Annotated in this window: 24 protein-coding genes; 9 read left to right on the top strand and 15 right to left on the bottom strand. The window is 69.4% G+C overall.

Going from position 1 to position 23988, the window contains the following annotated elements:
* Nucleotides 1–14 precede the first annotated feature (14 nt).
* From VHB92_RS02660 to VHB92_RS02645, 4 genes are all read right to left on the bottom strand, one after another.
* Nucleotides 15–476, bottom strand: a complete 462-nt coding sequence (locus VHB92_RS02660) for a GbsR/MarR family transcriptional regulator (RefSeq protein ID WP_325451093.1) — start codon at nt 474–476, stop codon at nt 15–17.
* Nucleotides 477–657: 181 nt separating this feature from the next.
* A complete protein-coding gene (locus VHB92_RS02655) occupies nt 658–2274 on the bottom strand; it encodes a hypothetical protein (protein ID WP_325451091.1) in 1617 nt (538 codons plus the stop codon).
* Nucleotides 2271–3212 (bottom strand): ABC transporter ATP-binding protein, encoded by a 942-nt coding sequence (locus tag VHB92_RS02650; RefSeq protein ID WP_325451089.1) that lies wholly within the window; start codon nt 3210–3212, stop codon nt 2271–2273. The genes VHB92_RS02655 and VHB92_RS02650 overlap by 4 nt, the downstream gene beginning before the upstream one ends.
* Before the next feature lie 186 nt (nt 3213–3398).
* Nucleotides 3399–4511 carry a LacI family DNA-binding transcriptional regulator gene (locus VHB92_RS02645; RefSeq protein WP_325451087.1) on the bottom strand — a complete coding sequence of 371 codons (1113 nt, stop codon included), beginning with the start codon at nt 4509–4511 and terminating at the stop codon, nt 3399–3401.
* A gap of 476 nt (nt 4512–4987) precedes the next feature.
* Between VHB92_RS02645 and VHB92_RS02640 the strand changes: the two genes are divergently transcribed.
* Both VHB92_RS02640 and nucS read left to right on the top strand, forming a co-directional pair.
* On the top strand, nt 4988–6295 hold the full coding sequence (locus tag VHB92_RS02640; protein WP_325451085.1) for an MFS transporter: 1308 nt from the start codon (nt 4988–4990) through the stop codon (nt 6293–6295).
* Nucleotides 6296–6415: 120 nt separating this feature from the next.
* Nucleotides 6416–7111 (top strand): endonuclease NucS, encoded by a 696-nt coding sequence (nucS, locus tag VHB92_RS02635; RefSeq protein ID WP_325451083.1) that lies wholly within the window; start codon nt 6416–6418, stop codon nt 7109–7111.
* 117 nt (nt 7112–7228) lie between these two features.
* On the opposite strand, the gene VHB92_RS02630 is transcribed toward nucS, so the two are convergent.
* The gene (locus VHB92_RS02630) at nt 7229–7579 is read right to left on the bottom strand and encodes an Lsr2 family protein (RefSeq protein WP_325451081.1); all 351 of its coding nucleotides are present in this window, start codon (nt 7577–7579) and stop codon (nt 7229–7231) included.
* Between the two features lie 361 nt (nt 7580–7940).
* Between VHB92_RS02630 and VHB92_RS02625 the strand changes: the two genes are divergently transcribed.
* The gene (locus tag VHB92_RS02625) at nt 7941–8636 is read left to right on the top strand and encodes an HAD hydrolase-like protein (RefSeq protein ID WP_325451079.1); all 696 of its coding nucleotides are present in this window, start codon (nt 7941–7943) and stop codon (nt 8634–8636) included.
* A gap of 96 nt (nt 8637–8732) precedes the next feature.
* Here the strand turns inward: VHB92_RS02625 and VHB92_RS02620 are convergent, their stop codons facing one another.
* From VHB92_RS02620 to VHB92_RS02610, 3 genes are read right to left on the bottom strand one after another with little or no spacing between them, the layout of a single operon-like run.
* Nucleotides 8733–9797 (bottom strand): NAD(P)/FAD-dependent oxidoreductase, encoded by a 1065-nt coding sequence (locus tag VHB92_RS02620; protein WP_325451077.1) that lies wholly within the window; start codon nt 9795–9797, stop codon nt 8733–8735.
* A complete protein-coding gene (locus tag VHB92_RS02615) occupies nt 9798–10379 on the bottom strand; it encodes an isoprenylcysteine carboxyl methyltransferase family protein (RefSeq protein ID WP_325451075.1) in 582 nt (193 codons plus the stop codon).
* Nucleotides 10376–11482: a type III polyketide synthase gene (locus VHB92_RS02610; protein WP_325451074.1), complete on the bottom strand. Its 1107-nt coding sequence runs from the start codon at nt 11480–11482 to the stop codon at nt 10376–10378. Before VHB92_RS02610 ends, VHB92_RS02615 begins: the two co-directional genes overlap by 4 nt.
* Nucleotides 11483–11663: 181 nt before the next feature.
* On the opposite strand from VHB92_RS02610, the gene VHB92_RS02605 reads away from it, so the two are divergent.
* Nucleotides 11664–12161: a hypothetical protein gene (locus VHB92_RS02605; protein ID WP_325451073.1), complete on the top strand. Its 498-nt coding sequence runs from the start codon at nt 11664–11666 to the stop codon at nt 12159–12161.
* Nucleotides 12162–12281: 120 nt separating this feature from the next.
* Here VHB92_RS02605 and VHB92_RS02600 read toward each other — a convergent pair whose 3' ends face one another.
* A complete protein-coding gene (locus VHB92_RS02600) occupies nt 12282–12665 on the bottom strand; it encodes a VOC family protein (protein WP_325451070.1) in 384 nt (127 codons plus the stop codon).
* A gap of 103 nt (nt 12666–12768) precedes the next feature.
* On the opposite strand from VHB92_RS02600, the gene VHB92_RS02595 reads away from it, so the two are divergent.
* From VHB92_RS02595 to crcB, 4 genes are read left to right on the top strand one after another with little or no spacing between them, the layout of a single operon-like run.
* The gene (locus VHB92_RS02595) at nt 12769–13746 is read left to right on the top strand and encodes a YafY family protein (protein ID WP_325451067.1); all 978 of its coding nucleotides are present in this window, start codon (nt 12769–12771) and stop codon (nt 13744–13746) included.
* A gap of 7 nt (nt 13747–13753) precedes the next feature.
* Nucleotides 13754–14299 carry a universal stress protein gene (locus VHB92_RS02590; protein WP_325451065.1) on the top strand — a complete coding sequence of 182 codons (546 nt, stop codon included), beginning with the start codon at nt 13754–13756 and terminating at the stop codon, nt 14297–14299.
* A 10-nt stretch (nt 14300–14309) separates the two neighbouring features.
* A complete protein-coding gene (locus VHB92_RS02585) occupies nt 14310–14822 on the top strand; it encodes a CrcB family protein (RefSeq protein ID WP_325451064.1) in 513 nt (170 codons plus the stop codon).
* Nucleotides 14819–15196 (top strand): fluoride efflux transporter CrcB, encoded by a 378-nt coding sequence (gene crcB / locus VHB92_RS02580; RefSeq protein WP_325451063.1) that lies wholly within the window; start codon nt 14819–14821, stop codon nt 15194–15196. Before VHB92_RS02585 ends, crcB begins: the two co-directional genes overlap by 4 nt.
* 28 nt (nt 15197–15224) lie before the next feature.
* Here the strand turns inward: crcB and VHB92_RS02575 are convergent, their stop codons facing one another.
* The 3 genes from VHB92_RS02575 to VHB92_RS02565 all read right to left on the bottom strand — a co-directional run bounded on the left by VHB92_RS02575 (nt 15225) and on the right by VHB92_RS02565 (nt 18322).
* On the bottom strand, nt 15225–16013 hold the full coding sequence (locus VHB92_RS02575; protein ID WP_325451061.1) for an ABC transporter ATP-binding protein: 789 nt from the start codon (nt 16011–16013) through the stop codon (nt 15225–15227).
* 221 nt (nt 16014–16234) lie between these two features.
* Entirely contained in the window at nt 16235–17632 is a 1398-nt protein-coding gene (locus tag VHB92_RS02570) for an MFS transporter (RefSeq protein ID WP_325451059.1), read from the bottom strand.
* A 75-nt stretch (nt 17633–17707) separates the two neighbouring features.
* The gene (locus tag VHB92_RS02565) at nt 17708–18322 is read right to left on the bottom strand and encodes a TetR/AcrR family transcriptional regulator (RefSeq protein WP_325451057.1); all 615 of its coding nucleotides are present in this window, start codon (nt 18320–18322) and stop codon (nt 17708–17710) included.
* A 70-nt stretch (nt 18323–18392) separates the two neighbouring features.
* On the opposite strand from VHB92_RS02565, the gene VHB92_RS02560 reads away from it, so the two are divergent.
* Nucleotides 18393–19883 (top strand): MDR family MFS transporter, encoded by a 1491-nt coding sequence (locus VHB92_RS02560; protein ID WP_325451055.1) that lies wholly within the window; start codon nt 18393–18395, stop codon nt 19881–19883.
* Nucleotides 19884–19936: 53 nt separating this feature from the next.
* Here the strand turns inward: VHB92_RS02560 and VHB92_RS02555 are convergent, their stop codons facing one another.
* From VHB92_RS02555 to glpK, 3 genes are all read right to left on the bottom strand, one after another.
* Nucleotides 19937–21196, bottom strand: coding sequence for an aminotransferase class I/II-fold pyridoxal phosphate-dependent enzyme (locus VHB92_RS02555; RefSeq protein ID WP_325451303.1), 1260 nt, complete (start codon nt 21194–21196; stop codon nt 19937–19939).
* A gap of 128 nt (nt 21197–21324) precedes the next feature.
* The gene (locus VHB92_RS02550; protein ID WP_325451301.1) at nt 21325–22005 is read right to left on the bottom strand and encodes an endonuclease/exonuclease/phosphatase family protein; all 681 of its coding nucleotides are present in this window, start codon (nt 22003–22005) and stop codon (nt 21325–21327) included.
* A gap of 163 nt (nt 22006–22168) precedes the next feature.
* Nucleotides 22169–23677: a glycerol kinase GlpK gene (glpK, locus tag VHB92_RS02545; RefSeq protein ID WP_325451053.1), complete on the bottom strand. Its 1509-nt coding sequence runs from the start codon at nt 23675–23677 to the stop codon at nt 22169–22171.
* Nucleotides 23678–23988 lie beyond the last annotated feature (311 nt).

Below are 23988 nucleotides of genomic sequence, written 5' to 3'. Positions count from 1 at the left end.
TTCACAGAGGCCGGTCATGACCGCGACCGGATCCACTCGTCGAGCAACTCGGGCAGCCGCTTCCTGAAGTACTGCAAGAAGTCCGACATCTCGGCGATGCGCGCTCCGACGACCGTGTCCTTGCCGCCTGCGGCTTCGGGGATGCCCTGGGCGAGGTTGTACATCGCGCCGTAGAAGCGATCCTCAGATACGCCCGCGGAATACCAGGGGTTGTCGGGCAGCTCGTACACGTCGCGCCTGCTGCCCGGCTGCGAGACCCGACGCACCATGCCGAAGCTCTGCAGGTACCGCACCGCACCGGAGATGGCCGCGGCACTGGCGGAGAGGCGGTCGGCGAGTTCCGCAGCCGTGAGTCCGGTCTCGGAGACCGTGAGGGTGAACAGCACTCTGCTCGCCATGCGCGGAAAGCCGGCGGCGGTGAGGAGGGCAGCAGCATGCTCGGCGTACTCGCTCAGCTTCGCCTCGTCTCGTGCCATGGCACCTCCCCCTTCGGTTGAGCGGTCCGCTTCGATGGCGCGGGCCGATTGCGCGGGCCCTTCGATTGTGCCGGTTCGTGCGCTGCGCACCGACCGCGCAGGTGACCGCGGATGACGGATGCCCGCACGCGGTTCCACGTGCGGTGCGGGCATCCTTGACGACGTCATGCGGCCGAAGCGTTCAGTTCGTGAACACGAGACCGCGGCGCGTGAACGCCCAGGCTCCGACGGCCACGAGCACGATCGTGATGGCAGCCATGATCCACGTGCCGCCCCAGTCTGCGCTGCCGAGCGGAACGGTGGGCGTGTGGTCGGTCGGGGCGATCTGCCGCACCCAGTCGGGCAGCCCGAGGAGCGCGCCGAACTCGCCGAGCACGACGCCGACGCCGAACGCGGTCCAGCCGACGGCCGTGGTGGCGCGAGGGAACACTCCGAACACGAACGCCGTCACCGCCATGTACACGCCGACGGCCGGAAGCTGTGCGAGTGCCAGGGCGATCGCCGCCCCTGCCAGCTTCGCGTCGATGCCCGACAGCGCTCCACCCATGACGGCGCCGGCAAGCACGAGGATGATCGCGGACGCCACGACGGCGACGATGACGAACGACAGGTACCAGCGCAACCGGCCGACGGGTGTGGCCAGCACGGTCTCCGCGTTCGTGGCGGCCTCCTCCTGACGCAGCCGGATGACCGTCTGCACCGCTGCGCCCGCCACGAGCAGGCCGATCAGTGCGGCCATCACGCCGAGGAACACCTCGAGCACAGACCCGGATCCGCTGCCCACCTTCTTCAGCGACGTGGCGATCTCGGGATTGGCCGCCACCGCGTCGTTCAGCGTCTTGCCGAGTCCCGCGATGAGCAGGCCGCCGACCACTGCGGCGATGCCCCAGCCGATGATCGAGCCGCGCTGCAACCGCCAGGCCAGCCCGATCGGCCCACGGAGCACCGCCGATGCCCCTGCCCGGCCCCGTCGTGACGCGACGAGTCCAGACGACGTGTCCCTGATCGACTGCAACCAGAACGAGACGGCGACGAGAACTGCGGCGAGCGCGAGGCTGAGCAGTCCGATCCACCACTCGTTCTGGGTGTACGGCCGGATGCGCAACCCCCAGCCGACGGGCGTGAACCATACGGCGGCAGACGGCGTGACGTGCAGGTGGTCTGCGGATGCCGTGCCGTTGGCATCCGCAGCCGCGTTCAGCACCCAGAGCACCGCGATCGCGGCGATACCCCAGCCGTTCGCCGCACGAGAGGTGGAGAAGATCTGCGCGGAAAGCAGGCCGATGCCGAAGAACGCGATGCCGGTGCTGGCCAGTGCCCAGCCGAGCACGAGCGATCCGGGCAGGTCGTAACCTGACGCCGTGGCGACGATCGCCGAGAGCAGTCCCATCGCGACGTTGAGGATGCCTGCGTGCACGATCGTCGCCCACGTGCTCGACGCACGGCCGGCTCGCGTGGCGACGATGAGGTCGCTTCGCCCCTGCTCCTCATCGGCGCGAGTGTGACGCACTGCCGTGAACGTGTTCATGAAGGCGACGAGCAGCATCATGAACGCGCCGATCTCGGTCATGAAGAACGAACCGGCCGAGGCGCCGTCCGGTGCACCGCGCACGGCGAGAAGGGTGGGGTTCGAGGTGAGCACCTCGATGACACCGAGGCGCATCTGATGCGTGCCGTACGTGGATGCCAGTGCCGACACGACGAACATGATGCTGAGCGCGACGACGACCACCCAGGCCGTTCCGACGACGCGGTCCCGTCTCAGACGGAATCGCACGAGCGTTCCCAGCGCGTTCATCGCACGGCCTCCAGCGAGCTGCCCGCCGCGTCGATCTCGTCGCCGTAGTGCCTGAGGAACAGCTCCTCGAGCGAGGGTGGCGTGATCGTGAGCGACTGCACGTCGAGCTCGCCGAGCCGCGGCAGAACCGAGGCGACGGCGGCACTGTCTGCCGTGAAGTGGATGCGCCCCGACGACACCGTCACGTCGTGAGCGGCAGGGATGATCTCGACAGCGGCCGGGTCGATGCCGTCGGCCGCGAATGAGATCTCGGTGCGCGTCAGGTGACGCATGTCGGCGAGGGTGCCCGACTCGACCGCCTTGCCTGCTCGGATGATGGTCACGCCGTCGCAGAGCGCCTCCACCTCGGAGAGGATGTGGCTGGAGAGCAGGATGCTCGCGCCGTCATCCTTCGCGATCCGCGACACCTGCTCGGAGAACACCGCCTCCATCACGGGGTCGAGCCCGCTCGTCGGCTCGTCGAGGATGTAGAGCTCTGCCGGCGTGGCGAAGGCCGCGACGAGGGCGACCTTCTGCCTGTTGCCCTTCGAGTAGGTGCGGGACTTCTTGCGCGGGTCCAACTGGAACGACTCCGCCAGCCGGTCGCGGCGCGCGATGTAGTCGGCCGACTTCGTGTTCGTGCCGCGCAATCGCGCGATGAGATCGATGATCTCCCCGCCGGAAAGGTTCGGCCACAAGGCCACGTCGCCTGGCACATAGGCGATGCGCTCGTGCAGCGCGCTCGCCTTGCCCCAGGGGTCTTGCCCGAACACCTGGACCGACCCGCCCGAGGCGTGGATCAGCCCGAGGAGAACACGGATGGTGGTCGTCTTGCCCGCACCGTTCGGTCCGAGGAATCCGTGCACCTCGCCCTGGTCGACCCTGAGGTCGAGTCCGTCGAGAGCGCTGACCCGGCCGAAGCGCTTCTGCAGCCCGCGGGTCTCTATCACTGAGGTCATGAGCGCGACGGTACGCTAATTTCACAAATTTGTGAAACTTCCTAACGGAATCTTTACGGTCGGCGTGCCGGGCTCACTCCCTCCCGCGCTCGCGAGAACAGGCAGGAACGCCCTTACCTCTCGAGAACAGGCAGGAGCTGCCTGTTCTCGAGAGATCTGCCTGCATCAAGGCGGACGCTGCGGGGCTCAGCCGACGGGGGTCGGCGGTGGCGCCGTCGTGTTGCCGACCCGCAGCACCGAGGTGAACGAGACGGTCTCGGTCTCGCCGCCCTCGAGCATCCGCACGATGGCGCGACCTGCAGCTCGGCCCTTCTCGTACGCCGGTTGCTCCAGCGTCGTCAGCTCATACGGCCAGAGTCCGTCCACCCGCACGCCGTCGAACCCGATGACGCTCAGCTGGCCGGGAACGGCGATTCCCAGCTCCTCCGCCGCCCGGATGACGCCGACCGCCAGCAGATCGCTCTGCGCGATGATCGCCGTCGGCCGCTGCTCGGCAGGCACCGACAGCAGCTCGCGCGCGGCTCGCCTGCCCTCGTCCACGTAACTGCCCGCTGCGGCTATGGCCACGGCGTCGGGAAAGACGAGCCGTGCGCCCTCGAGCCGCTGCAGCGCCGTGGCGGACGAGCTGATGGCCAGCAGCTCCTCGGTGACGATGCCGCGGTGGTGCGCGGCATCCAGTGGCAGCGTGATGATGGCGACCCGCTCGTGCCCGAGGCTCAGCAGGTGCCGCGCGCCGCGCTCCGTGGCGTCGCGATTGTCCTGCTCGATCACGAGGATGCCTTCGGCGGGGAATCCCTCGATGGCCACGACGGGCAGGCCGCGGTTGCGCAGCGCCGAGATGCTGTCGGCGAGCCGGGGTGTGCATCCCATGAGCACGGCGGCGTCGATGGGAGCATCCTCGACCGTGACCGGGTGTGCCGGCTGGGCGGGCATCGCCTTCACACCGGCGAGCGGATGCGCGGGCGCTGCGGCGGCCAGGATGAGCAGCGCGGCGTCGATGTGCCCGATCTCCTCGGCGATGCCGTCGAACTGCGCGATCTGGATGGGGTCGCGGAACGCCTCGCGCACCCTCTCCTCGATGACCACCCCGATGATGCCGGACCTGCCGCGGCGCAGCGAGCGCGCTCTCGGATCGGGCCCCGCGTAGTGCAGCTCACGCGCGGCCGCGAGCACGCGCTCGCGCGTCGCCTCGGCCACCGGGCCCGAGCCACTGAACGCGAGCGAGGCGGTCGACGCCGAGACGCCGGCCTTCGCTGCGACGTCGGCCAGCGTCGGGCGCGTGGAATCGTGATCGGGCATCCGACTCCCTTCTGCCGGTCCTCCACCGTGTGCGGCGGAACGGCGTTTCGTCGGCCTCTCGCACGGTGGCGATGTCCTCGCACCCTACCCACCGCACCGGTTACACACGTGTGGACCCGAGCGGCAGGACGGCGCCGTGTCCTCGACCGCCGAGCCGCGTCGTCCACCGCCGGCCTGGGGCCGACCGATGGATGCCGCCTCCTTGACGGTGCACATCCGATTCGCTAGCTTAGGCGAAAGACGCTGTCGAATCGATTCGATTCCGGGCTCCGCCCGGACGACGCGGTTCGGCGACCAGGCTCATCCTCCGGTGAGTGCGGGCGATCAGCGTCGTGCACCGCCGCGGTGGGGGCGCCGAGCGGTGCACCGTCCGCAACGTCGTCTCGGACGGCCGCCCGGGTTCCGGTGGCCGTCCGGGCGCGGCGAGCGGACGACATCCCCACCCGCACCGACCAGCGCCTTTTGGATCGACACACATGGCACGCACCGAGGCAACACCCCGCACCCGCATCGCTCCCGAGATGCGGGCCTGGCGCAACGCGCTCTTCGTCATCTTCATCGTGAGCGGGCTGTTCCTCTCCAGCTGGGTCTCTCGTGTTCCCGGCGTTCGCGACTCCCTGCATCTGTCCACCGACGTGGTGGGCATCATCCTGTTGGGTGTGTCGATCGGCGCGATCGTCGGACTGGTCGTCGCCCCTCCACTGCAGGCGCACTTCGGAACCAGGGCCGGCATCACGATCGTGGTCTTCGCAGCGGCGCTCGGTCTCGCCATCGTGGGCCTGGGTGCGACGGTGCTCGTCTCGTTCCCCGTCGTCGTCGTCGGCCTCGCGCTGCTCGGCCTGGGCAACGGCGCCGTGGACGTGATGATGAACGTCTCCGCCGCCGCCGTCGAGAAGCGCATCGGGCGCACGATCATGCCGTTCATGCACGCTTGCTTCAGCATCGGAACGGTCGCCGGCGCGGGGATCGGCGCCGCATGCGCCGCGCTCGGCATCTCCATCTTCTGGCACCTCTCTGCGATGGCGGTCGTCACGATCGCCGCAGGAGTCATCGCCGTGCGGTATGTGCCGAACACGCAGGATGTGCTCGACAAGGATGCGGCGGCGCGCGCATCCCTCGACGCCTTCGACGACCCGGCCGTTGCCGCAGCCCCTCGACGCCGCACGTTCGGCGAGACGGTGAGGTCGCAGATCACGGTGTGGGCGGACTGGCGCCTCGTGCTCATCGGCGTGGTCATGCTCGGCATGGCGTTCACCGAGGGCTCGGCGAACGACTGGATCGCGCTGGCCTCCGTCGACGGTCACGGGCTGACCAACGCGGGCGGCGCGCTCGTGCTCGACGTGTTCGTCGCAGCGATGACGATCGGACGCATCGGAGGCGGCCCGGCGGTCGACCGCATCGGACGCGTCTGGTCCATCCGGCTCACCGCGGCCCTCGGCGTGGCCGGGCTGCTGCTGTTCATCCTCGTGCCCGTGCCGTGGGCCTATGTCACCGGTGTCGTGCTGTGGGGGCTCGGCGCATCCCTCGGGTTCCCGCTCGGCATGTCAGCTGCGGCCGACGACGAGCAGAACGCCACGGCCCGCGTGTCCGCCGTGGCCATGATCGGCTACCTGGCGTTCCTCGCCGGCCCGCCCATCATCGGATTCCTCGGGCAGCAGTTCGGCATTCTCAACGCCCTCTACGTCGTACTCGTGCTGCTCGTCGCAGCGTTCGTCTGCGCGCCCGCGCTGCGCCACCGCGAGCCCGCTCCCGCGAGTCGCCCGCGCGAACACCACGCCGCCTGACGCCGGCGACCTCGAAACGGCCGGCGACCCTCGAACCGGGCAACCAAGCGACCGACGCCCGTCGAGGTCTCGGGCTCTGCCACAGCTCGGATCGTCGCCGCGATCGGTTAACCTCGACGGGTGCGGTTGGTTGTTGCTCGGTGCTCTGTCGACTATGCGGGGCGCCTCAGCGCTCATCTCCCGCTCGCCACGCGGCTGCTCATGATCAAGGCCGACGGCAGCGTGCTCGTGCACTCCGACGGCGGCTCGTACAAGCCGCTGAACTGGATGAGCCCGCCGTGCACGCTCAGCGTCTCGGCTCCCGACGCGGAGCAGGCGGATGCCGGCGCCACCGAGATCTGGACGGTCACCCACTCGAAGACCTCGGACCGGCTCATCGTGAGCGTGCACGAGGTGCTGCATGACTCAGCGCACGACCTCGGCATCGACCCCGGTTTGCAGAAGGACGGCGTCGAGGCCCACCTGCAGAAGCTGCTCGCGGAGCAGATCCACCGGCTCGGCGACGGTCACACGCTCGTGCGCCGCGAGTACATGACGGCGATCGGACCTGTCGACATCCTCGCGCGCGACGCTGAGGGCCGGTCGGTGGCCGTCGAGCTCAAGCGCCGGGGCGACATCGATGGCGTCGAGCAGCTCACGCGCTATCTCGAACTCATGAACCGGGATCCGCTGCTGGCGCCGGTCTCCGGCGTGTTCGCAGCGCAGGAGATCAAACCGCAGGCGCGCACGCTCGCCGAAGACCGCGGCATCCGTTGTGTCGTGCTGGATTACGACGAGATGCGCGGTATCGACGATTCGCTCAGCCGGCTGTTCTAGACGCGGCCTGTTCTAGACGGGACACTCTTCTAGACGCGCCCTGTTCTAGACGCCCGTCCGCCTTTCCAGGTTCGCTCGCGAAAATGGCGAACCGGGAAAGGCAGCGCTAGAGCCGGACTATGCGTTGGAGCGGTATTCCTCGAGAAGGGATGCCGGAATGCGTCCGCGGTCGGAGACCTGGTGACCGTGTGCTCGCAGCCATTCCCGAACCTGGCCGAGATCTTCCTTCGACGAAGAACCACGTGATGCGCGACCGGACGTCAACGGCGAACGAACGCCGCGCGCGGTGCGGCGGCCGGCATCCAGGAAAGGCTTGAGGGCATCGCGCAGTCTGCGCGCATTGGAATCACTGAGATCGATCTCGTAAGAGACACCGTCGAGTGCGAAAAAGACCGTCTCGCCCTTTCCCTCGTCGATTTCCACGCCGTCGATATCGTCGACCAGAACAACTGTGGTTTTCTTCGCCATGGCATAACCATACGCAAAGCCATTCACTCCCCGAAAGGCCGACGCGAAGATTCGTCAATACAATTCGCGCCATTAACGGCCGTGAATGCCGGGAGCCGAACAATGGAAAGGAATCATCCTGCGGGAAAATCCGCTTCGCGGCCACGGCGGAAAGCACGACGGCAATCGAACGGACGAGTCCGCCTGCAATGGAACCGGCAAGGCACTATTCGCAGTCGCGCGCTGGCGCCGATCATCTGGGCGCGCGGGACGAATGCGGCGGCGGTCGCCCGTTTCGGCGCCTCGAGACGGAACCCGCCGCTGAGCCGTTCCCGAGAGGGTGGAGGCGGTGCTCGGCAAAACGTCGTACCATTGCCGGGCCATGAGTATCCCGACATCCATCATGAGCGAACACACCCCCCAGACCACTCGCACGTGGTCGGGCGTGCTGTTCGACCTCGACGGCACCCTGACCGACTCCGCCCCGGGCATCACGCAATCGCTTGCCGGCGCACTGGAGGAGATCGGCCACCCTGTCTCCGACCCCGACTCTCTCACCGTGCACGTCGGTCCCCCGCTGCACGAGACGATGCGTGCACTCGGTCTCGACGACCGCGAGACCGACGCCGCCATCACCGCTTACCGGTCGCGCGCCGACTTCACCGACCTGCACGGCAACGCCGTCTTCCCCGGCATGCTGGGCCTGCTGCACTCTCTGCGCGATGCGGGCATCCCCGTCGCTCTCGCGACCAGCAAGCCGACGGCCCGCGCCCGTCGCATCCTCGAGCACTTCGGGCTTCTGCAGTACTTCGACGTCGTCGGCGGTTCCCCCGACTTCGGCAGCAGCAGCACGAAGGCGGATGTCATCCGCTCCGTACGCGAACAGCTCGAGGCCAAGGGCTTCGATACGTCGCACCTCGTGATGGTGGGCGACCGCGGCCACGATGTGCTCGGCGCGGAGATCAACGAGATCCCGTCGGTCATCGTCGAGTGGGGCTACGGCTCTCCCGTCGAGGCGGCAGGCGCCATGGCCGTCGTGCACTCCGTCGACCAGCTCCGGACCCTGCTGCTCGGCTGACCCGTCGACGCGCCCTGACCCGACCGAATTCAGGACAGTGGCCCAGGCACGAGGCAGTAAGCGAGGCACGGGGCACGAGCGCGGCGAAGCCTCGGGTCAGCGCGCCAGCCGCTCTACGATGCCGCCGTACACACCAGGCAGTCGCACCGCTGCCGGAACGATGGCACGGCGGAGCGGAGAACGGGCGGCGAGCACCAGCGCGCTCGTCAGGGCGCGGAAGTCGCGAGTGATGGACAGCCACTCCCGCTCGTAACGCCGCACGTCTCCGGCGACGATGGCCGCGATCGCCGCCTTCGCCTGCGCGAAGCCGAGGCGAAGGCCTTCGCCGGTGAGCGCGTCGACGTACCCGGATGCGTCGCCCACCAGCAGCACCCGTCCTGCCGTGCGCGCCGTGGTGCGCTGCAGCAGTGGGCCGGCGCCGCGCACTCCGCCCACCTGCGCCGGCGAGTCTCCCGCGGCATCCGCTCGGAGCAGCGCCGCGAGCTCCGGCTCGTCAGCGAGCACCGTCGCGAAGTCGGTCCCGCGTCGGCCGAGCAGCGCGACCCCGATCAGCTCGGGACCCAGCGGGGTGACGTAGAACTCGGCGTTCGGCGTCCAACGCACCTCGATGTTGTCGGTCCACGGCGCCAGCGTGTAGTGCCGACGCAGCCCGAACCGCCGCGCGGATGCCTGCTGCCCCCGTGCGCCCAGGCCCACGAGCTCACGCACGCGGGAGTGCAGGCCGTCCGCCCCGATCACGTGGCCCGCGGTCAGCGGGTCGAGGCCGGGACCCGAGAGCGTGACGTGGTCGTCGTGCCGTTCGACCGCATCCACTCGACCGGGGATGACCTGGATGCCTCGCTCGGCCACGCGAGCCGCGACCGCCGCGTGCAGCTCGACTCTGGCGACGCCGCGCCCGGTCGCTCGCCGGAAGCGGTGCTCGGCGCGCGCATCCCCCTGCACGTACACCACGCCGCGCAGGTCGGCTCCAGCAGGCTCGAGCCCGAGCTCCCGCACCAGTCGCCACGCTCCCGGCATGAGTCCCTCGCCGCAGGCCTTGTCGATCGGGGCGGTTCTCGGCTCGATCACGACGGGATCGAGACCGGCCTCGGAGGCGAACAGCGCGCACACCAGCCCGACGGGACCTCCGCCGACGATCGCGAGCGGAACGTCGGGCGCCACTCACGAGCCCTTCGCGTCGACGTCCCGCCGGTCGGATGCCCGGTCGCTATCGGAGCGGCCGCCCGCGACATCCGGTGAGAGCTCCCCCAGCGCTCGATTCTCGGCCGGGATGCGGAAGCCCAGCAGCAGCACGGCGTTGAGAACGGTGAAGGAGAGCGCGGTGATCCACCCGGTGAACACGAGCGGCAGCGCAGCACCTTCGACGGCCACCGCCAGGTAGTTCGGGTGCGGGAACCGGCCGTACGGACCGCGGCGCACAGCGGAGAGTCCGGGCACGACGATGACGCGGATGCACCACTGTCGTCCCAGCACACCGATGCACCACCAGCGCAGCGCGTTCGCGAGGATGACGAGCGCGAGCATGGGCCAGCCGAGCCACGGCACGAAGCTGCCGGCGAGCCACCACTCGACGATGCATCCGCCGATCAGCCCGACGTGCAGCACGATCATCGGAAGCACCTGCCCGCGCGCGTACTCCCGACCGTCGCGGCTCAGCGACCAGCGGGCGTTCCGCGCGGAGACCATGAGTTCCGCACCGCGCTCGATCCCGATCGCGACGAGCAGCACGACGGCGGCGATCATGCGGCGGTTCGGATGCCGTCGCCGACCGCAGCGCCGTCCTGGTCGGCCCAGTGCAGAAGCACGAGTTCGGCGGTGACGCCGGGGCCCAGTGCGAAGAGCAGGCCCGTCTCGCCCGGCACCGGTGTGCGCAGGGCCTCGGAGAGGATGCCCAGCACGGCCGCCGATGACTGGTTGCCTGCTGCGGCGAGCGCGCGCCAGCTCGGCTCGAACGCGGCATCCGCCAGCCCGAGCGCCTGAGCGAACGCCTCCAGCACCTTCGGTCCGCCCGGATGCGCCAGCCACGTTGACACATCGGCCACCGCGAGCCCGTTCGCATCGAGCAGCGAGTGCACGTCGCCGGCGAAATGCCGACCGATCACATCCGGCACTCCGGCGCTGAGCACGATGCGGAAGCCCGTGCCGCCGATGTCCCAGCCGATGACGTCCTCGGTCTGCGGATACAGGCTGCTGCGCGTGTCCACGACCTCCGGGCCCGTCAGGCCGCGTTCGCGAGCGAAGTCGTCGCCGACCACCACGACGGCGGCTGCGCCGTCGCCGAACAGGCCGCTCGCCACGATGTTGGCCATCGAGTCGTCGCCGCGCTGCACGGTGAGCGAGCAGAGCTCCACCGAGACGAGCACGGCGACGTCGCGCGGATGACCCACCAGATAGTCGTGCACCCTGGCGAGGCCAGCAGCGCCCGCGACGCATCCGAGCCCGAACGACGGCAGCCGCTTGACGTCGGAGCGCATGCCGACCCGTGCCGCGAGCTGCGCGTCGATCGAGGGGGCGGCCACCCCGGTGACCGACGTGAAGAGCACGAAGTCCACCTCGTCGGCGCGGATGCCCGCTGCACCCAGCGCATCGCGGGTGGCCCGCTCGGCGAGGTCGGTGCCCGCCGTGATGAACAAGCCGTTCGACTCGTGGAACGACTGCAGGCTCGCATACCGGTCGAGCTCCATCACGAGATGGCGTGTCTCCACGCCCGCAGAGGCGTGGATGCGCCGCAGCAAGGCAGCGCGGGAGGGATCGTGCGTGAGCAGCGGTTCGAGCGCCGTCGTGATCTCCGCCTGCGAGTAGCGGTGAGCGGGAACGGCAGGGGCTGCCGCCACGATTCGGGACACACTCGCAAGCTATCACCGGGCTTTCCCGAGGTCAGGGGCTTGCGGCAGACGCACGGTTCTGCACTGGATGCCTCGGCTGCGCCCGCTCCGGGCTCCCGGCATCCGGGTGGATGCGTTCGGCCGCGTGCCGGGGTTCCGAAGGGCTCGCCGTCCACAGCCGGTGCGACGCTAGCCTGGGCGCATGACTCCGCTGCCTGAAGGATGGACGGACTTCGGCGTGGCAGCCGCGGGAGCCACCGCCGCACTGGCCGGCCTGCTGATTGTGGCGATCTCGGTCAACGTGAAGCAGATCATCGCGTCGAAGTCCGCCGTGCACGGTGCACGGGCGACCGTGGCGTCTCTGGTGCTCGCCATCGGCGTCTCACTCCTCATGCTGCCGTCGGCGCAGACGCTGCTCGGTCTCGGCATCGCGACGCTCGTGCTCGGCATCATCGCCTCGGCCATCCAGGTCTCCGCGATCCGCGCGCAGTGGACGGCTCACGAGGCCGGTCTGACGACCGGACCGCGCATCGCCATCCTCGCGCTGGCCGCGGCGCAGCATGTGCCGTTCCTCGTCGGAGGCGTGCTGCTGCTGTTCGGCGTGGAGTCGGCGCCGTGGTGGCTCGTGGTCGGCGTGGTGATGGTGGTCGTCGCGTCGCTCGTGGATGCCTGGGTGCTGCTGATCGAGGTACGTCGCTGAGTCGCAGCGGTCCAGAGTTCCGGCGAATTACCGCCCCGGTAACCGTCTAGGACGGTTTCGACAGGCTCAACCGACGGTGAGGGGCCCGGTCCGTTTCGACAGGCTCAACCGGCGGTGAGGTCAGCCGACGTTGCTGTCCGGGTGGGCGATCTGCTGCAGAGTCCACCGGTTTCCGTCGGGATCGCGGAACGTCACGAAGCGTCCCCACGGCTGGTCGTCCACCTCGCTCGCGTCGATGCCGTTCTCGATCAGGTGCGCCCGCGCGGCATCCGCGTCGTCGATCACGATCTGCACGCTGCGCTGGCTGCCGACCGGCATGTCGATGAGACCCTTGCCGAACGCGATGGAGCATGCGGAACCCTGCGGGGTGATCTGCACGAACCGCACCTCGTCACTGACGGTGTGGTCGTGGTCGACGGGCCAGCCCAGCTGGTCTCCGTAGAAGTGCTTGGCACGATCGACGTCGGAGACGGGTACGAAGATGAGCTCGATCTTCCAGTCCATGGCGCTTTCCTTTCTCACGGTGTTCGAGTCGGTGTTGCTGACGGATCCCACGCTAGGCGGCATTAAGGACGCTTTCTGTCCTGAATCCGACGAGAATCGGGGAATGGCGACCACCGCATCCCGCGTGCTCGAACTGCTGTCCCTGCTGCAGACGCACCGGCAGTGGCCGGGCGGAGAGCTCGCCGACCGGCTCGGCGTCACGCAGCGCACGCTTCGGCGCGATGTGGAACGGCTGCGCGGTCTCGGCTACCGAGTGGACGCGACCCGTGGCGTGGCGGGCGGGTACCGTCTCGAGGCCGGCTCTCAACTGCCGCCGCTGCTGCTCAGCGAAGACGAAGCCGTCACGGTGGCTGTGGGGCTCCGCTCGGCCGTCGCGCAGGGCCTCGTCGACGGCGAGCACACCACGCTCAGCGCCCTGGCCAAGTTCGAGCAGCTCCTGCCGCCGGCGTTGCGCGCCAGAACGGATGCCTTGGCCGCCGCGGTCCACACGTCGCCGTCGGGAGGCGTTCCGGTCGCCGCCGACCTCATCGGTCAGCTGGCGCTGGCGTGTCGCGACGCCGAGCGCATCCGCTTCACGTACCGGTCGGGAGACGGCGCGACCAGCGCCCGCAGCGTCGAGCCGCACGCCGTCGTGTCGCTCGGCCGGCACTGGTTCCTCGTGGCATGGGACAGGGATCGCGAAGACTGGCGCACGTTCCGGCTGGACCGCATCGCCGACGTTTTCGGCACCCACGTGCGTTTCGAGGCGCGACCGGTTCCCGGCGGCGACGCCGCTGAGTACGTTCGCACGAGCATCCGCTCCTTGCGGGCACCCCTGCGGCTCGACGTCGTGCTGGAGGCCGGCCTCGAGGAGATGCGCGCTCGACTCGGGGGCTGGGGATCCGGGCTCTTGGCCGCCGAGGAGGGCCGCTGCGTCTGGCCGCTGGCCGGCGAATCCGTCGCGCACCTGCTCTCCACGCTGGCCTGGGTGCCCGCCGACATCGGATGCACGCTGAGCGGCGATCGGGAACTGATCGCCGAGATCGAGAAGGCGGCACGACGCACCGCGGCGGCCGCGCGGGCCGGCGTCGCGTCGGTATAGTGCCACCATGACCGACGCAGCAGGTTCGCACGCCGCCGGCGGGGCATCCTCCCGACCGCTCATCATCGGAGTCGTCGCGGATGTGCCCGACGCCGTCGTGACCGAAGCGGCCGCCCTCGGCGTCGAGCTCGGCTGCCCCATCGTGTTCGCCACGGTCGAGCCGCTGCGCTACTCGATCAGCACGCTTCCCGACGGATCCGTGCTGTCGATGCCGCTGGATCCGGATGTCGCCGACACGCAGGAGGAGACGTTCGACCCCGACCTGGCCTCGCACATTCTGAGCCTGGTGCCGGATGTGCGACCCGAGTTCGTCGCGCGAGCCGGAGACCCTGCGATCGAGCTCGCCAGACTGGCGGACGAACGGGACGCTCGCGCCATCGCGGTCGGCACCCGCAAGCCCGGTTTCCGTGCGAGTCTCGAGGAGTTCCTCGCCGGATCGATCGGCGTGAGCCTCGCGCACAACCAGGCGCGTCCGGTCATCGTGATTCCCGTCGCACACACCATCGAGGGCCACGACCCGGCCAAGCGGGCGCCCGCGTCCGACGCTTCGTGACATCGCCGAGGTGACCACCGAGCCCGGCGACAGCAGGGGGCCGAGGCCGGACCGGCCGCTGCACCTCGATCCGCTGGCCATGCTCGTCGTCTTCGTCGGCGGTGCTCTGGGAACACTCGCCAGGTATCTGCTGTCGCTGGCCATCCCGCCGCTTCCTCTTGCCGGAGCGATGGGACTGCTCTACCGGGGCATCCCGCTCGCCACGCTGCTGGTGAACGTGCTCGGCGCGTTCCTGCTCGGCCTGCTGCTGAGCGCCATCGCGCGCCGCGGCGCGGAGTCGCGCCGCGGCCGCACGATACGGCTGCTCGTCGGCACTGGATTCATGGGTGGGTTCACGACCTACAGCTCGCTCGCGGTCGAGACGATCGGGCTCGGCAGCGTGCACAACGCGTGGTACTCGGCCGCGTACTGCCTCGTGACGCTGATCGTCGGCCTGGGGGCGTCTCTGGCCGGGATCGCGCTCGGATCGCGGATCTCGCGGCCACGAGCATCCGGTTCCGATGCGCAGGAGACAGGACAATGAGCCCGGCGCTCGTGGCCGTGCTCGTCGCGCTGAGCGGCGGTCTCGGCGCGGTGGCGCGCTTCGTGCTCGACGGGGTACTGCGCACGAGGCTCCGCTGGGTCGTGCCCGCCGGCACGCTCGTCATCAACGTCAGCGGCTCTCTGCTGCTCGGCGTGCTGACCGGGATCACCGTGTTCCACGCCGCGCCGGATGACTGGCGCATCGTGCTGGGCACGGGATTCCTGGGCGGCTACACCACGTTCTCGACGGCGAGCTTCGAGACGGCGCGCCTCGTGATCGAGCGCAAAGGCGTGGCATCCGTCGTGAACAGCCTCGGGATGCTCGTGCTCACCCTCGTTGCCGCGGCGGCCGGCCTCGCGCTCGCGTCTCTGTAGCGGCCTCGCGCTCGCGTCTCTGTAACGGTCAGAGCCGGGAGCTGCGCACGCTCCAGCGGCCGTCGGTGCGCGTGATCGTCAGCGGGTAGTCGAGGGCCTCGCTCACGAGGGATCCGGTGAGCACGGCATCCGCCTCGCCCTGTGCCAGCACGCGTCCGTCGCGGAGCAGCATGGCGTGGGTCGTGGACGCCGGCAGTTCCTCGAGGTGGTGGGTCACCAGCACGCTCGCGAGATCCGGATGCCTGGCACGCAGCTCGTCGACGCGGTCGAGCAGGTGCTCCCTGGCTGCGATGTCGAGGCCCGTCGTCGGCTCGTCGAGCAGGAGCAGGTGCGGGTCGGGCATCAGCGCGCGGGCGATGAGCGCGCGGCCCCGCTCGCCCTGGGACAGATTCGGCCAGCGCGCATCCCGTCTCGCCGTCATCCCCATGAGCTCGATCAGCTCGTCGATGCGGATGCGCTCCGCCGCCGTCGGCTCCCACCGCAGCATGAGCTCCTGGGTTCCGGTGATGCCGGTGGCCACCACCTCGCGCACGGTCAGCGGCGATCGCACCTCGTGTCTGGGGTTCACGTGCCCGATGAGCGACCGGAGCTCCCGCAGGTCGACGCGACCGAGCCGGCGCCCGAGAACGTCGACACTGCCCGACGTCGGATGCTGCACCGCGCCGATCAGGCTCAGCAGCGTGGACTTGCCTGCGCCGTTCGCCCCGATCAGCGCCCAGTGCTGGCCGCGATCGACGGACAGCGATATGTCGGACAGGATGGCACGCCCCTGACGCACGAACGCGACATCCGACACCGTCAGGATCCGTTGGGGCACGCGTCCATTCTGCCCTGACCGCGCCGTCCCTTCGTCTCCGTGCCTCTCGTCCCGCGCGTCCCGCTCGCCCCGTCCGGCCCGCTCGCCCCTAAGCATCCTGAAACGTACTCATCCGTCTGAGACATACCGCGCGGAGGGATGTCTCACACCACGAGGGATGTCTCACACCGCCAGGTGTCTCTCGCCCAAGACCACCCTCGGCAGGCCGACCCGCGGCGGCGTCAGCGGCGCGCGGCGTGCTCGCCCGAGTGGCGCGGCAATAGGGCGGCCTCGACCATGGGGAACACGAGCAGCAGCGCCACCACGGCGAGCGCCCAGCGATAGCCGAGCCAGGCATCCTGCGGCGAGATCACGGTGGCGGCGGCCGTGGTCAGTCGCACAATGAGGGCGGCGACGGCGATGCCGATGCCCACCGCCACCTGCTGCATGGTCGACGCGAGCGTGTTGGCCGCGGTCATCAGTTCACCCGGCACGTCGGAGAACTGCAGGCTGTTGTACCCGCTGAAGCCGATGGAGCGGAAGACGCCGGTGAAGAACAGCAGAACCGCGATGAGCCACAGCGGCGTGGTCGGGTCGATGAAAACGCACAGCACGTAGAACGCGGCGCCGATCAGGTTGCTGCCGACGATCACGTGCTTGAACCCGAACCGCCGGATGAGCGGTGTCGTCAGCGGCTTGATCGCGATGTTGCCGACGAACACCGCTCCCACGAGTAGACCGGCCTGGGCCGCGCTCCATCCGAAACCCACTTGGAACAGCAGCGTGAAGAGGAACGGCGCCGCGCTGATGATCAGCCGGTACACGCCTCCTCCTACATTCCCGACACGGAATGTATCGATGCGCAGCGCCGAGAAGTCGAGCAGCGGATGCCGCGCCTTGCGCATCCAGGCGAGCGCGGCCCCGCCCGCCGCGGCGGCCACGACGAGGTAAGTGGTGGCCCAGAACCAGTTCGTGGAGTCGGAGCCCACCTCCTCCATGCCGAGCACCAGAGCCGCGAGCGACACTCCGGCGAGCCCGAAGCCGCCCCAGTCGAGCGGCCGTGACTGCGGCGAGGGAACGTTCGGCACGATCCTCAGCGCCGCAACGAAGGCGACGATCCCGAACGGGATGTTGATGAGGAAGATCCACGGCCACCCCACGGTGTCGGTGAGGATGCCGCCCAGCGCCGGCGCCACCACGGGGGCGACAAGTGCGGGCCAGGTGAGGTAGGCCATGGCATCCAGGAGGTCGCGGCGGTCCAGTCCGCGCAGCACGGCCAGCCGGCCGACCGGCACCATCATGGCGCCGCCGACGCCCTGCAGCACCCTGGCGGCCGTGAGCAGCGGAAGGTTCGGGGCGAGGGCGCACAGCGCGGACGCGACCGTGAAGATGGCGAGCGCCGTGGCGAACACGCGACGCTCCCCGAACCGGTCGGCCAGCCATCCGCTCACCGGCACGCAGACCGCGACCGTGAGCAGGTATGCCGTCATCGCCACGTTGAGGTCGACGGCTCGCACGCCGAAGTCGTGCGCCATGGCCGGTGCCGCGGTCTGGATGATGGTGCCGTCGAGGTTCTCCATCGAGAGACCGACGGCGGCGAGAAGCGCGAGCGGCCGGTTCAGGGTTGCGGATCGGGGCACCACGCAAGTCTGCCGGAGGTTCACCGTCTCGGTCGCACGCGGCAAGCCTGCGCTGGGACGCGCCGGCAGGTCCGCCTACCCCGACGACCTGCCCATGTAGTGCTGCACGAGCGGCATGAAGATGCCGTCCACCGTGCTGTCGATGAACTCGTCGCTCACCTTCGCGTTGGTCATGAGGAGTTCATGCCGCATCAGATCGAACGGCAGGTTCTGCACGCGCTCGGGCACGACATCCAGGTCGATCTCGCCGCGCGCGGCGGCGCGGGCGAGGATCACGCTGTTCCACACGGTCCCCTGGCCGATGAGGCGCCCGCGTACCTCCGCGAGCGACATGCCAGCCTCACTGAACAGACCGGCGAGCTGAGCGCTGAGCATCACCGCCATCTCCACCCGCCTCTCGCTGGCGATGCGGAGCAACTCGCGCAGGTCGCCGGCGAGCGTTCCCGTGTCGGGCGGGTCGATGGGTTCGGTGTCGTAGTGGTGGCGGATGGCCGCGAGAACGAGCGTCTCCTTGTCGGGCCAGCGACGGTAGAGAACGGGCCTGCTGGTGCGAGCCCTCTCGGCGACGGCGTCGAACGTCAGCCCTGCGTGACCCTTCTCGGTCAGCTCGCTCCACGCCGCGTCGAGCAGGGCGTCCTCGAGCTCGGCGCCTCGGCGGCGCGTGTTCGAGGCATCCGTCTCAAGATCCACTTGTGTATCTTATCCCCAGCGCGTACCCTCGTGATTTAGATACAGTCGTGTATCTAAACGAGGAGACCTGATGAGCAACGCCCCTGCCACGCCCGCCGTGAATGCATCCGTCAAGCGCACGACGACCGCACTGGTCGTCGGAGTGCTCGCCGTCGTCTTCGACACGACGATCATGAGCGTCGCGCTGCACTCGCTGTCGACTCAGCTGCACGTACCGGTCTCGACCATCCAGTGGGTCACGACCGGCTACGTTCTCGCCCTTGCGGCCACCGTGCCGCTGAGCGCATGGGTGCAGCGGCTCGTCGGCGGCAAGCGCGCATGGATGTTCGCACTCACGCTCTTCCTGCTCGGGTCCGTGCTCTGCAGCCTGGCGTGGAACGCCGAGAGCCTCATCGCGTTCCGGGTCGTGCAGGGCATCGGCGGCGGCCTCATGCTTCCGCTGCTGCAGACCATCGTGATGCAGGCGGCGGGAGGCAGGAACCTCGGACGCGTCGCCGCCGCGGTCGGTCTGCCCGCGATGCTCGGGCCGATCCTCGGTCCCGCCGTCGGAGGCATCATCCTGAACTGGCTCGACTGGCGCTGGATCTTCTGGGTCAACGTGCCGTTCTGCGTCGTGGGGCTGTTCCTGGCCTGGCGCATGCTTCCCCGGGATGCGCGCTCGACGCCCCGTCCGCGCCTCGACGTCGCCGGGATGGTGCTGCTGCTTCCCGCGCTGGTCGCGCTGCTGCTCGGCCTCTCCAATTCGGCGGGCGGCGACGGATTCGGGGCGACGGATGCCTGGCTGCCGCTCGCCATCGGCGGCATCCTGCTCGCCGCGTTCGTCGTCTACGCGCTTCGGCGGGGCGACCGAGCGCTGGTCGACCTCCGGCTACTGCGCCACCGCTCGGTCTGGTCCGGCTCCGCGCTGCTGTTCCTCTCCGGTCTCGCCGCGTACGGCATCATGCTGCTGCTCCCTCTCTATCTGCAGCAGTTGCGCGGATTCGACGTGCTGGCCGCCGGTCTCTTCCTCGTGCCGCAGGGTCTCGGCACACTGGCGAGCCGTTCGCTGGCCGGCCGCCTCACCGATCGCCTTGGTGCGCGCTGGGTCGCCGTCGTCGGGTTCGCCATCGTCGGCGCAGCCACGATCCCGTTCGCGTTCAGCACGGCGACGACGAACGAGTGGCTGCTGATGGCCCTGCTGTTCGTGCGCGGATTCGGGCTGGGCGCCATCGTGATGCCGCTCATGGTCGCGTCGTTCCAGGGTCTGGCGTCGGCGGACATCCCGCACTCCAGCATCATCACGCGCACGGCGCAGCAGCTCGGCGGCTCGTTCGGCACGGCGGTGCTTGCCGTGATCCTGCAGTCCGGCCTGACTGCTCATGCGACACAAGGCACGTCGGGCGTTGCCACCGCCTACGATCAGGGGTTCTGGTGGTCGATCGGGTTCACGGCCCTCGCCGTGGTGCTCTCGCTCGCGCTGCCCGGTCGGCCCGCCCCCGCACCGGATGCACACACGCCAGGACCGGAGGCTCCGTCCGCCGACGCCTCCGCGGCGCCCACCCCGGCGCGATCGGCCGTCTGAGCCGGGCCCGGCCTACGAACACCGTGCGTCGAGCCGCCGACGTCGCACCCGGCTCAGGCGCTGAGCAGCTTCTCCACCTCGGCTAGCAGGATCGCCGTGCACAGCCCTTCGAGCGCCTCCTCCAGCTCCGGCAGCGGAGGCATGGTGGGAGCGATGCGGATGTTCCTGTCGCGCGGGTCCTTCTTATACGGGTACGTCGACCCGGCCGGTGTGACGGCGATACCGGCCTGCGCGGCCAGCGCGACGGATCGCGCTGCGCATCCGGGATGCACGTCGAGGCTCACGAAGTAGCCGCCCTTCGGAGACGTCCAGGTTCCGGCTTCGTAGGGCGCGAGCCGGCGCTCGAACGTCTCGGCGACGGCCTCGAACTTCGGTGCGACGAGCTCGCGATGCCTGAGCATGTGCGCCGCGACGCCCTCCGCATCCCGCAGGAAGCGCACGTGACGCAGCTGGTTGACCTTGTCGGGTCCGATCGACTGCACGGCGGCGTGGCTGAGGTACCACGAGATGTTCGCCGGTGACGAGCCGAAGAAGGAGACACCGGCGCCGGCGAACGTGACCTTCGAGGTGGAGGCGAACACGAACACGCGGTCCGGGTTGCCCGCCTCGGCCGCCAGCGACAGGATGTCGATCGGCTCCGGCACGTCGTCGGTGAGGTGGTGCACGGCGTAGGCGTTGTCCCAGAAGATCCGGAAGTCCTTCGCGGCCGGCAACGACACGAGCGCGCGAGCGACCTCTTCCGTGTAGACGGCCCCCGTCGGGTTCGAGTGCACGGGCACGCACCAGATGCCGCGGATCGTCGGGTCCTCGGCGAGCAGCCGCTCCACCTCGGCGATGTCGGGCCCTGCATCCGTCATCGCCACGGGAACCATGCGGATGCCCAGGTGCTCGGTGATGGCGAAGTGGCGGTCGTATCCCGGGACCGGGCACAGGAAGGTCACCGTCTCCTCGCGCGACCACGGCCGCTCGCTCTCGGGAAGGCCGTGCAGCATGGCGTGTGCGACCACGTCGTGCATCACCGTGAGGCTCGAGCTTCCCAGCGCGAGGAGCTGGGGCACGGGCACGCGCAGAACGTCGGAGAACATCGCGCGCAGCTCAGGCAGCCCCTGGGGGTTGCCGTAGTTGCGGGTGTCTGTGCCGGACTCGTCGCGGAAATCCCCGTCCCCGGGCAGCGAGAGCAGCGCGTTCGACAGGTCGAGCTGCTCGGGCGACGGCTTGCCGCGCGTGAGGTCGAGCGAGAGCCCGCGGGCGACGAGCGCGTCGTAGTCGGCGGCGAGCTGCGAGTGCAGGTCGCGCAGTTCGGCTGAGGACATTTCGGCGAGCGCGGTCACCCTTGAATCGTAGCCATCGCCGCATGCCCTACACGGCACGCCGACCAGGCCCACAGCGCTCACGCCGAGCGTTCTGCCGACGACCCGGAGCGCTCCGCCGTCGAGGGTGCCTAGGCGGGTGCCTCGGCGTACTCTGCCGAGACGACGATGGGCATGTGGTCGCTGTCTCCGCGCGGCAGCGTCTCCACGGTGCGCACGTCGAGCCCTGCCGAGGTGACGAAGTCGAAGTGGCCCTTGAAGAACTTGTACCTGGTGTACGTCTTGCGGTCGCTGAGGGCCATGTCGTAGCCGGATGCCTTCACCCGCTCACCCAGGGACTGGGTGAAGAACGGGTAGTTGTAGTCGCCGACCATGAGCGTCGGGGCGCCGTGGCCGAGCCGCAGGAGCTCCGCGTGCGCCGCCTTGATCTGGGTGCGCCGAAGCGAGTTCAGCGCCGTGAGCGGCGCGGCGTGGAACGACGCGACGACGACCTGGTTGCCCGTCTGCACATCCTCGAGCAGGGTGCCGACCAGCCGCTCGTGGGCGGGGGCGAGCACGCGGTCGTGCAGGGACTTCTTCAGCTCGAACGTGTCGGTGTCGTGGAGCCGGAAGCGATCCTTGCGGTAGTACACGGCGAGGCCGAGCCGGTTGCGCTTCGTGGAGTCGGCGAGCGTGAGCGTTGCCACCTCGTTGGGGAGCGCGCCGGTGTCCACTTCCTGCAAGCACATCACGTCTGCCGTCGTGGATGCCGCCAGGTCGAGCAACTCGCCCGTCGCGCGATTCTTCCGGAGGTTGTAGCTGAGTATTCGTATCAGGGCGATCACTTCTCCGTTGCTGCGGTCGGTGACGCGATGATACCCGCGCTGCGTGAGCGCCGGGTGAACACGGACGCAGAGGCCGACGAGTGGTCGGCAGTCGGCACGTGGGCGGCGACCCGTGCCGCGAGAGAGCACGCTGAGCGCTCCGGATGCCGGTTCACTCGTCTTCGACCCAGTCGAACGTCTTCGTCACGGCCTTCTGCCACGTGCGATACCTGCGCTCGACGCCGTCGCGGTCGCTCGTCGGCTCCCATCTCGCGCCCTCCTGCCAGTTGGCCCGAAGCTCGTCGAGGTCCTGCCAGAAGCCGACGGCGAGCCCGGCAGCGTACGCGGCGCCGAGAGCCGTGGTCTCGGCGACCGTCGGGCGCACGACCGGGATGCCCAGGACATCCGCCTGGAACTGCATGAGCAGCTCGTTCGCCGTCATGCCGCCGTCGACCCTGAGCTCGGCAAGGGGCCTGCCGGTGTCGTGCTCGACCGCCTCGAGCACGTCGCGTGTCTGGTAGGCCGTGGACTCCAGCGCGGCCCTGGCCAGGTGGGCCCTGTTCACGAACCGGGTGAGGCCCACGATCGCGCCGCGGGCATCCGGTCGCCAGTACGGCGCAAACAGCCCGGAGAACGCCGGCACGATGTACGCGCCGCCGTTGTCGTCGACGGAAGCGGCCAGCTTCTCCACCTGCTTGGCGTCGCTGATGATGCCGAGGTTGTCGCGCAGCCACTGCACGAGAGACCCCGTGACGGCGATGGACCCCTCCAGCGCGTAGCGCGGAGCCTCGTCGCCGAGCCGGTACGCGAGCGTGGTGATGAGGCCGTTGCGGCTGTGCACGATCTCCTCACCCGTGTTCACGATCACGAAGTTGCCCGTGCCGTACGTGTTCTTCGACTCGCCAGGGCCGAAGGCGGCCTGGCCGAACGTCGCGGCCTGCTGGTCGCCGAGGATGCCGGCGATCGGCGTCTCGCGCAGCAGGCTGTGTGTCTCGGCCTCGCCGTACACCTCGCTCGACGACCTGATCTCGGGGAGCATCGAGCGCGGCACCCCGAACACGTCGAGGATGTCGTCCCGCCAGTCGAGCGTCGTCAGATCCATGAAGAGGGTGCGCGACGCATTGGTGACGTCCGTGGCGTGCACGCCGCCGTGCCGTCCGCCGGTGAGGTTCCACAGCACCCAGGTGTCGGTCGTGCCGAAGAGCAGATCGCCGCGCTCGGCGCGCTCGCGCGCGCCATCCACGTTCTCCAGGATCCACGCGATCTTCGTGCCGGCGAAGTACGTGGCGAGCGGCAGTCCGACGTCGCGGGCGAACCGGTCGGTGCCGCCCTCTGCGGCGAGCCGGTCCACGATGGTCTGCGTGCGGGTGTCCTGCCAGACGATCGCGTTGTACACCGGCTTGCCCGTGTGCCTGTCCCACACGACCGCCGTCTCTCGCTGGTTCGTGATGCCGACGGCGGCGAGATCGTGTCTGGTGAGATTGGCCTTGCCGAGTGCGACACCGACCACCTCGCGGGTGTTGCGCCAGATCTCCATGGGATCGTGCTCCACCCAGCCGGCCCGTGGGAAGATCTGCCGGTGCTCGAGCTGTCCGACGGCGACCACGCTGCCCGCATGGTCGAACACGATCGCTCTGGTGCTCGTCGTTCCCTGATCGATGGCGAGGATGTGCGTCGGCATGCCGCAAAGGCTAACGACTCGGGAAACGTGCGCGACTCCCCGCGCCGCGAACCGCCGACTCCTCCCCGAGCGCTCCTCGTCTCCACCGCGACCGGCACCTGGGTGGCCCATTGTCGGCTTTACGAGGAATCCTCAATGGCGTAGCGTGTGTCACGTTTCGTCGTCGGTGCCGTGGCCCCCGAGAACGCCGGCGTCCGGCGGATGCGCGTCAAGCCCCGCCGGCGCCGTGCTTCGGACCGTCTCCCGCCACCCGGGCTGGGGATGCTCTCACGCCCCTTCTCGCCGCTACTGTCGGAGAGCGCCGGTCCCGG

Origin of the sequence: Humibacter sp. (genome assembly GCF_035547335.1) — a bacterium.
Lineage (GTDB): Bacteria > Actinomycetota > Actinomycetes > Actinomycetales > Microbacteriaceae > Humibacter.
This window is presented reverse-complemented; position numbering and strand designations above follow the sequence as displayed.